This is a genomic window from Bacteroides sp. D22, from assembly GCF_000163675.1.
Classification (GTDB): domain Bacteria; phylum Bacteroidota; class Bacteroidia; order Bacteroidales; family Bacteroidaceae; genus Bacteroides; species Bacteroides xylanisolvens.
Genome location: NZ_GG774804.1, coordinates 174,884 through 183,248 on the forward strand (window position 1 = coordinate 174,884; position 8,365 = coordinate 183,248).

General features: G+C 41.9%; 7 protein-coding genes. 3 read left to right on the forward strand and 4 right to left on the reverse strand.

The annotated features are described in order from the left end of the window. Positions 1-110: 110 nt before the first annotated feature. Positions 111-1,031 carry a helix-hairpin-helix domain-containing protein gene (locus HMPREF0106_RS13830; protein ID WP_009039801.1) on the reverse strand — a complete coding sequence of 307 codons (921 nt, stop codon included), beginning with the start codon at positions 1,029-1,031 and terminating at the stop codon, positions 111-113. Then, positions 1,031-2,401 carry a sodium-dependent transporter gene (locus HMPREF0106_RS13825; RefSeq protein ID WP_004314879.1) on the reverse strand — a complete coding sequence of 457 codons (1,371 nt, stop codon included), beginning with the start codon at positions 2,399-2,401 and terminating at the stop codon, positions 1,031-1,033. Before HMPREF0106_RS13825 ends, HMPREF0106_RS13830 begins: the two co-directional genes overlap by 1 nt. Positions 2,402-2,504: 103 nt before the next feature. Between HMPREF0106_RS13825 and HMPREF0106_RS13820 the strand changes: the two genes are divergently transcribed. Next, entirely contained in the window at positions 2,505-2,897 is a 393-nt protein-coding gene (locus HMPREF0106_RS13820; RefSeq protein WP_009039802.1) for a VanZ family protein, read from the forward strand. Positions 2,898-3,036: 139 nt separating this feature from the next. On the opposite strand, the gene HMPREF0106_RS13815 is transcribed toward HMPREF0106_RS13820, so the two are convergent. Beyond that, positions 3,037-4,332 carry a UDP-N-acetylmuramoyl-tripeptide--D-alanyl-D-alanine ligase gene (locus HMPREF0106_RS13815; protein WP_009039803.1) on the reverse strand — a complete coding sequence of 432 codons (1,296 nt, stop codon included), beginning with the start codon at positions 4,330-4,332 and terminating at the stop codon, positions 3,037-3,039. 77 nt (positions 4,333-4,409) lie between these two features. Next, positions 4,410-6,425 carry a sensor histidine kinase gene (locus HMPREF0106_RS13810; protein WP_008776468.1) on the reverse strand — a complete coding sequence of 672 codons (2,016 nt, stop codon included), beginning with the start codon at positions 6,423-6,425 and terminating at the stop codon, positions 4,410-4,412. A 117-nt stretch (positions 6,426-6,542) separates the two neighbouring features. On the opposite strand from HMPREF0106_RS13810, the gene folP reads away from it, so the two are divergent. Then, a complete protein-coding gene (gene folP, locus HMPREF0106_RS13805; RefSeq protein WP_009039804.1) occupies positions 6,543-7,409 on the forward strand; it encodes a dihydropteroate synthase in 867 nt (288 codons plus the stop codon). A gap of 11 nt (positions 7,410-7,420) precedes the next feature. After that, positions 7,421-8,185: a diadenylate cyclase CdaA gene (gene cdaA / locus HMPREF0106_RS13800; RefSeq protein ID WP_009039805.1), complete on the forward strand. Its 765-nt coding sequence runs from the start codon at positions 7,421-7,423 to the stop codon at positions 8,183-8,185. The last annotated feature ends 180 nt before the right edge of the window (positions 8,186-8,365 follow it).

Consider the following 8,365-nt stretch of genomic DNA (forward strand, 5'->3'; position numbering starts at 1 on the left):
TATATATTTATAGTCGCTTCTCTACGGAAGTCTGTGAAGATGATAGTAGAGTGTTTGTTTTGTTTGTGTGTGATGCATTCTTGTCTGGTGTGATAGGAATGCATCTTTTTTTATTTATTATAACAAATGTAGGGCTCGATCCGTTCAAGATCAATAGGAGTGAACTCCTCATAAAGGGATAATTGCTTCAGACTTTTTAAGATTCCTTTCTTTTTCCGATATTCTATGATGACCTTCGCTTGATAGTAGTTTATGTATGGATGACGCATCATTCGTTCCATACCGGCTTTGTTTAAATTGATACGGTGTATCTGATGGGTGTCAATAGAAAACCACGGGCGGAGCCTTTCTGCTTTTAGATGAATCTCCTGTAACTGCTCTATCCGGCAAAAGCCTCCCAGCCGTTCGCGGTAATTTACGATCATCCGGGCAATAGTGCTTCCGACTCCCGGAATCTTTTTAAGTTCGGTGGTATCAGCAGAGTTGAGGCTGACGACAGTTCCCGGTTGGTATTTCACAAGTGTGTCCCGTTGTATGCTTTGTACGGTTAATAACCGTATTGTATCTTTATCTTTCGAACTGAAATCTTCTGTAATTTGGATATAAGGATGAAGAGTCTGGTATTGTTCTTCTGTGAGTCCGTATATCTTCCGAAAATCCTCCGGATGACGGAATTTGCCTTGTTTATGGCGATAGTGCAGGATATTCTTTATCATCCAGGGTGGTAATCCGAGCGAAAGGAAAGTGGTGGAGTCTGCGGTGTTCGGATCAAACATCCTAAGCTTGATTTCCCTTTGAGGGGTTGATGGAAAAGAATGACCGAACCTGTTGTGAGGTTTTGTTTCCCGGAGAGAGGCAACAAAGTCATTATACTCTTGATCGGATTTCTCATTCTCTGTGCAGTCGGTATCTTCGGTACGAGTGAAAAAGGCAAAGAGTTCAGGAGCTGCATATACTCCTAAAATAAGAACGACAAGGACGATAATGCCTTGTCGTTCGGTTTTAGTATAATAAAGGAAGTCTTTCCACATTATAGCTTGATTAGCCCAAGTTCATTGATAAATATCAGTGAGATGGCGATTGGTGCGATATATTTTAATATAAAGATGATAAGCTTGTATACCGGTATCTTTAACGAGCCGTCATTGGTAATTTCTGACCATACAATCTTTTTATCCAGATACCATCCGGTAAAGAGGGAGATACACAGTCCGCCAAGCGGTAACATGATTTTAGCTGTTACGAAGTCGAAGAGATCGAACATTCCCAGTCCGAAAACGGTGAATCCTTTCATGACTCCCAATGATAATGAACAGAATATTCCGAGAAAGACACAACCGCCGGTGACTAACCTTGCTGCTTTTCCACGGGAAAGATTAAACTCCTCGTGAAGATAAGCGGTTACTACTTCGTGCAAAGAAATGGTAGAAGTTAAAGCAGCCATCGCCAACAATGCGTAGAACATTACAGAGAATATGTATGCTAATACGGGGACTCCGCTAAATGCCTGTTGGAATACATTAGGCAGCGTGATAAAGATCAGACTGGGACCTGAATCCGGTTGTATGCCAACCGAAAAGGCTGCCGGGAAGATGATAAATCCGGCTAGTATTGCCACAAAAGTATCAATGATTCCTACACTGAAAGCTGTTTTAGTCAGATTGGTTTCTTTACTGAAATAAGAGGCGTAGGTGCAAAGGCATCCCATACCCAGACTCAAAGAAAAGAAAGCCTGTCCCATAGCACTTAAAAACACATTTCCGTCCACTTTGCTAAAGTCGGGTTTGAGCAGGAATTCAATACCTGCACCGGCTCCCGGCAGAGTGACCGAACAAACTACCAGTATAAGGATAATGATAAACAAGGTAGGCATCATGATCTTAGAAGACTTTTCAATCCCCTTTTCTACTCCTTTCACGATGATGAAATGAGTAATCAATAAAAATGCTACCAACCATACGACCGGTCGCCACGGGCTACTGGAGAATTGTTGGAAAGAAGAGATAAACTCTCCGGAGTTTTTTCCGGCAAAGCCATTGGTGGCAGCCTCAAGAATATATTCAAGTGTCCACCCTGCTACTACTGCATAATAACTAAGTATCAGGAAACCTGCTAATACTCCCATGCGTCCTACCCAACGCCAATGCGTTCCCGGAGCTAATGTTTGATACGCTCTTGCAGTGTTGGCTCTTGATCGGCGTCCTATCAGGAACTCGGCAATCATAATAGGCAATCCCAAGAGAAAGATACAACCTAAATAGATCAGTATAAAAGCAGCACCTCCATGATTTCCTGTTTCGTATGGAAACCTCCATATATTACCCAACCCAACTGCAGAGCCGGCAGAAGCGAGTATGACCCCTAATTTGCTGCCGAAGTTCGCTCTATCAATTTTTGCCATAAATCTTGTTTTATCTTACAAATCGTTATAAAATATGCGAGTTAAAGTGCAAATATAGAAAATGATACTTATATTTGCACGAAAATTGTAATATTATTTAGATATGCTATCTTATATTAAGAAATATCCTATCTCGCTTTTTATCATTTTGACAGTGATTTATCTGTCGTTCTTTAAACCGCCTAAGACGGATTTGAATGAAATTCCCAATTTAGACAAAATGGTTCATGTTTGTATGTATTTCGGTATGTCGGGGATGTTGTGGCTGGAGTTTTTGCGTGCACATCGCAGGGATCATGCTCCGATGTGGCATGCGTGGGTAGGGGCGTTCCTTTGTCCGGTGCTTTTCAGCGGTTGTGTGGAGTTGTTGCAGGAATACTGTACTACTTACCGGGGTGGTGACTGGTTGGATTTTGCGGCCAATACAACAGGGGCGATTCTGGCTAGTTTAGTGGCCTATTATGTCGTACGGCCGAGGATGAAAATAAATAAATAGTAAAAGGCAACCTATGAACAACAAAGGTGAACGATAAGCCGTGAACGATGGCAAATAATAAACGGTGAATAATGGATATGATATAGTCAACCATTATTCACCGTTTATCATTTATCATTTGAAGTTTATCATTCCGGCTTTATAGAAATTCTACCGTTGAACTAAGTTTGATTCCATTGGAACCTTTAATGAGAATAGTATATCCTTTGGGTTTATCTTCTTGCAAATCCTTTATAACTTCCTGCACATTTGCATAAGTTTTAAAAGAATGTTCACTTGCGGCAAACTGTTCTCCCACGAGCCATACTTTCTCAAAATTACTTTCTTTGATGTAGTCAACGATTTTCTGGTGTTCGGCCGGGCTATCAGCACCCAGTTCGCGCATATCTCCTAATATGAGCATCTTGTGGGGAACTGTCATATTCCGGAAGTTTTGCAAGGCAGCCATCATGCTGGTTGGGTTTGCGTTATATGCGTCGATGATAAGCGTGTTATTTTCTGTCTTTTTAAGTTGGGAACGGTTGTTCTGTGGCGTATACTCTGCCAGAGCTTTATCGATCTTCTTTGTTTCCACTCCGAAGAAACGTCCGATAGTGATTGCAGCCAGGGCATTGGGGAAATTATATTCTCCGATCAATTGTGTACAGACTTGATGGGCTTCACCGTCTTTACCGGCTTTCCATTCGAAAGCAAGATAAGGCGAATTGCCGGTAATCCGGCCATTGACATAGAGATCATCTTCTGTTCCATAAGAAATCAGGTTCAGTCCCTGTGAGATATTCATCAAATAGGGGTTATCGTGATGGATAAAGGTGATGGCATCTTTCTTGCGGAGGAAATCATAAAGCTCTCCTTTGGTCTTGATAACTCCTTCGAAAGAACCGAATCCCTCCAGATGAGCTTTGCCTACGTTAGTGATAATACCATAATCCGGTTCGGCTATTTCGCAAAGAAACTTGATTTCCCCCGGATGGTTGGCGCCCATCTCAATGACGGCAAGGTCATGTTCCGGTTTTAACCGTAGCAGGGTAGTCGGTACGCCGATGTGGTTGTTGAGATTACCTAAAGTATAGAGTACATTGTGGGCTTGGCAGAGAACGCTGGAAATTAACTCTTTGGTGGTTGTCTTCCCATTAGTGCCCGTAATGCCGATCACTCGCGTTCCGAGTTGGCGGCGATGATAGTTGGCAAGCTGCTGCATGGTTTGCAGGCAGTCGTCTACAAGTATATATCGTTGGTCGCCTTCTATGGCATACTGTATTTCATCGATAATGGCAAACGCGCATCCGGAGTCCAGCGCTAATTTGGCAAATGCATTACCGTTGAACGACTCACCTTTCAAGGCGATAAACAAAGAACCGTCCGGACAGTTCCGGCTATCAGTAGTTACTGATTGGCAATCCAGAAAAATCTGGTAAAGAGCAGAAAGTTTCATAACCTGATCTTTTATTTAAAACGTTGCAAAGATAGGCTATTCTTTCGGATTTGATGGGAGTTCGGGCAGTTTTTTGCTTAGGCATATATCAAAGGAAGAGTCAGGATCATCCGGCATCCTTCTGTGTAAGAAGTGTCGATTCGGAGGCTGCCTCCTAACTTTTCGGCAATACTCCGGCATATCGGAAGTCCGAGCCCGGTGCCCTGCGTGAAAGAGTTCATTTTGTAAAAACGTTCAAATACTGCTTCCTGTTGGTCTTTCGGGATGCCTGTTCCTGTATCGGTCACACTGATTTCAATTTTCTTTTCAGCTTCCAATACGGAATAAGCGATGCGAATACTGCCATGAGTCGTAAATTTAGCGGCATTATGTGCGAGGTTGTTCAATACTTGTGATATACGTTCCGAATTACTGCGTATGAGCAGGCTTTCTCTTTCAGGTTCGAATAAAACCTCCACATCTTTCTGCGTGTTATCTTTGGCAACTTCAGATGCAAGTTGACAGATCGCATGAAGGTCTGTTTCGGCGTCGGTGGGCAGTTGTTCATATTGATCCAGTTCGGACAGCGTGAGCACATCAGTCACCAGTCGAAGCAAGTCGTTACTGTTGCTTTTGATGATATTGACAAACTCCTGTGTTTCCGGACTATTGCTGTAATGGTCGCTTAATACTTGCGAGAAGCCTACGATAGAGTTGAGCGGTGTGCGGATTTCGTGCGTCATGCTTTGGATAAACGTCGTTTTCATCCGGCTGCTTGCTTCCGCTATATCTTTGGCTTTACGCAATTCTTCCTTTGATACCATAAGTTCTTCATTCCTTGTTTTAAGTTCGGCCTCTGAAACTTTCAGTTTGCGTTTCAAGAAATTTTCTCTATAAAGGAATATGAATAAGATACCTAATAAAATAATCAATGAAATAATCAAGGTTGTTTTATTATGCAACTCCTTCTCTTGTGCCTGAAGCATGAGTTCTTTCTTTTCGGCATTGAGCTTTTCTACATTTAATAAGGTGGCGAATTCGCTGCTGGACACTTGTTCATTGGCTATTTTCAAAGAGTCATCCGCGTTGATGTACATTTGCAGATATTTGACCGCCAGGTTCATATTCCCCATCTTTTGGTAGATTTCTCCCTGTGTGCGGTAATGAATGCTGCTAAGTATGCTTTCGCTTAAACGACGTTCTTCTTTTTCCTGCATCTTTGCGGCTTCCAGCGCTTTCTGATATTGTTTGGTCTGCTGGTAGTATAAACATTCTATATTATACAGTCTCTTTTTGATAGACTCCAGTCTTTTGTCCTGTTCAAACGCTGTCTGACACTCCTTCAGTAATTTTTCGGCAGCTTGAAAGTCGCCGAACTTGCTGTAGTAGTTTACAAATTCCAACTTGGCAGATATTTGTTGCGTAGAGGAATTGGCAGTCGCAATGGCTTTTTCCACAGCAGCTAATGCTTCTTTTTGCTTTTTCTGGTTGATGTAATAGTTGGCTATCTGGGCATAGGTCTGGGAGATGTTGTAGTTTTCGATCTTGTATTTTTCAGTCAGTTCGATTTCTTTCAATCGCCACTCGAACGCCATCGAATCGAATCTTTTGATGGTGTAGATTTGCGACATGATGTTATAGCAACGGGAGAGGCCGGTCTTATCATCCTCTTCTTGAGCTTCTTTTAACATGTTTTGCACTTCATAAAGTGCTATGTTTGTTCTGCTTGTTTTTAGGTAATAGGTGATTAATCTATTAGCCCATGCGAAGTAATAGTATTTAGGCTGATGAGTGGCCTTGGCGAATTCTTTTACTTTGTTGGTATAGTGGATTACGCTGTCTTCATTGGTTCCCTGAAAATAATAATAATCCAGTTGAGTGGCTATGGCTACTGCCTGCATTCGTTCGTCCTGCCGTTCGCCGGCCATTCGGAATAAAGTGTCGGACATATTAAGTACAACAGGCTCTAACAAGTATTCTTGACAACGTTGATAATATTCATAGAGAGTAGAGTCAACATTGAAGGTTTCAGCCTCTTTTTGAGCTTTAGCAGTAGTGGTAAAGAACAAAATGAGGAAAAGAAATCCTACGCGAAATAGGGTTAATCGGCTCATGGTATGAATTTTTCGGGTTCTTCTATAGTTTGCAAATATACGTTTATTTCTTCTTTTTAGTACGAATACTTGCTTTTTTTATCTACATTTGTAGGCGATCTAAAAGGAATGTTGTCAATGATGAAACCTATATCTCCTATTTATATAAATGTAAAAGGGCGGTTGCTCGATCTTGCTACTCCGCAGGTGATGGGAATTTTAAATGTTACTCCCGATTCTTTTTATTCCGGCAGCCGGATGCAGACTGAAGAAGACATTGCTGCCCGGGCCCGGCAGATACTTGATGAAGGTGCTTCAATAATTGATATAGGAGCCTATTCTTCACGGCCGAATGCCGAACATATTTCTGCTGAAGAAGAGATGAGAAGACTGCGTACCGGTTTGGAAATTATGAATCGTAATCATCCCGAAGCCATTATTTCCGTTGATACTTTCCGGGCTGATGTGGCGGAAGAATGTGTGAAAGAATATGGAGTGGCTATTATTAATGACATAGCTGCCGGTGAAATGGATCACCGGATGTTTCAGACAGTAGCCGACTTGGGAGTACCTTATATAATGATGCACATGCAGGGAACTCCCCAAAATATGCAGAAAGAACCGTCTTATGATCATCTGATAAAAGATGTTTTCCTGTATTTCGCCCGTAAAGTGCAGCAACTTCGCGACTTGGGAGTGAAAGATATCATTCTCGATCCGGGATTCGGATTCGGAAAAACACTGGAACATAATTATGAACTATTGGCACATCTGGAAGAGTTTCATATCTTCGAACTTCCTGTTTTAGTGGGAGTTTCACGGAAATCAATGATTTATAAATTGTTGGGAGGAACCCCGCAAGATTCATTGAACGGGACAACCGTATTGGACACTGTTGCGTTAATGAAAGGAGCGCATATCCTGCGGGTGCATGATGTGCGTGAAGCGGTGGAAGCTGTCCGGATCACAGAGAAATTAAAAATAGAGAGTGGATATGACAAATAAGAGGAGGGGGCATGTTTTTTGAGTTTGGCATAAAAGATTTTATCGATATTCTGCTGGTAGCTTTTGTTTTGTACTATACCTACAAATTGATGAAAGCTTCCGGTTCTATCAAGGTGTTCACCGGAATTCTGGTTTTTATCCTGATCTGGCTGGTGGTGACGCAAGTGCTGGAAATGAAATTGTTGGGCTCTATTTTCGACACATTGATGAATGTGGGTGTGATCGCGTTGATTGTTCTTTTTCAGGATGAGATACGCCGTTTCCTCTTGACTTTGGGATCTCACCGACATGTCAGTGCGCTGGCCCGTCTCTTTAACGGTTCGAAAAAAGAGTTGTTGAAGCATGACGATATCATGCCGGTGGTAATGGCTTGTTTGAATATGGGGAAGCAAAAAGTCGGTGCATTGATTGTCATAGAGCATAACGTTCCTTTAGACGAAGTCGTCCGTACGGGCGAACTGATTGATGCGGCAATCAACCAACGTTTAATCGAAAATATATTCTTCAAGAATAGTCCGTTGCACGATGGCGCAATGGTAATCAGCAAAAAACGTATCAAGGCAGCAGGATGTATTCTTCCTGTATCTCATGATTTGAATATACCGAAAGAACTTGGCTTGCGACATCGCGCAGCAATGGGAATCTCTCAACAGTCGGATGCTCATGCTATTATTGTTTCGGAAGAAACAGGCGGTATCTCCGTAGCCTATCGCGGACAATTTTATCTTCGTCTGAACGCGGAAGAATTGGAAAGTCTGCTGACAAAAGAAAACTGATTTTATAGTGATAGGCCAATGGTCAAATAATGATGGTCGTTTTATGACTATCATTATTTGACCATTGGTGTTTTATTTATTATCTTTAGGGCAATAACAATAGATATGAATAATCCTTTTGTGACTAATGGTTATGTTTCTGCCAGGTATTTCTGCGATCGGGAATAAATGAAATAAAGC

Bases quoted from the DNA above. Each gene is read 5' to 3' on its own strand.
- HMPREF0106_RS13830 (WP_009039801.1), bottom strand. From the start codon at position 1,031: ATGTGGAAAGACTTCCTTTATTATACTAAAACCGAACGACAAGGCATT.
- HMPREF0106_RS13815 (WP_009039803.1), bottom strand. From the start codon at position 4,332: ATGAAACTTTCTGCTCTTTACCAGATTTTTCTGGATTGCCAATCAGTA.
- folP (WP_009039804.1), top strand. From the start codon at position 6,543: ATGATGAAACCTATATCTCCTATTTATATAAATGTAAAAGGGCGGTTG.
- HMPREF0106_RS13810 (WP_008776468.1), bottom strand. From the start codon at position 6,425: ATGAGCCGATTAACCCTATTTCGCGTAGGATTTCTTTTCCTCATTTTG.
- HMPREF0106_RS13825 (WP_004314879.1), bottom strand. From the start codon at position 2,401: ATGGCAAAAATTGATAGAGCGAACTTCGGCAGCAAATTAGGGGTCATA.
- cdaA (WP_009039805.1), top strand. From the start codon at position 7,421: ATGTTTTTTGAGTTTGGCATAAAAGATTTTATCGATATTCTGCTGGTA.
- HMPREF0106_RS13820 (WP_009039802.1), top strand. From the start codon at position 2,505: ATGCTATCTTATATTAAGAAATATCCTATCTCGCTTTTTATCATTTTG.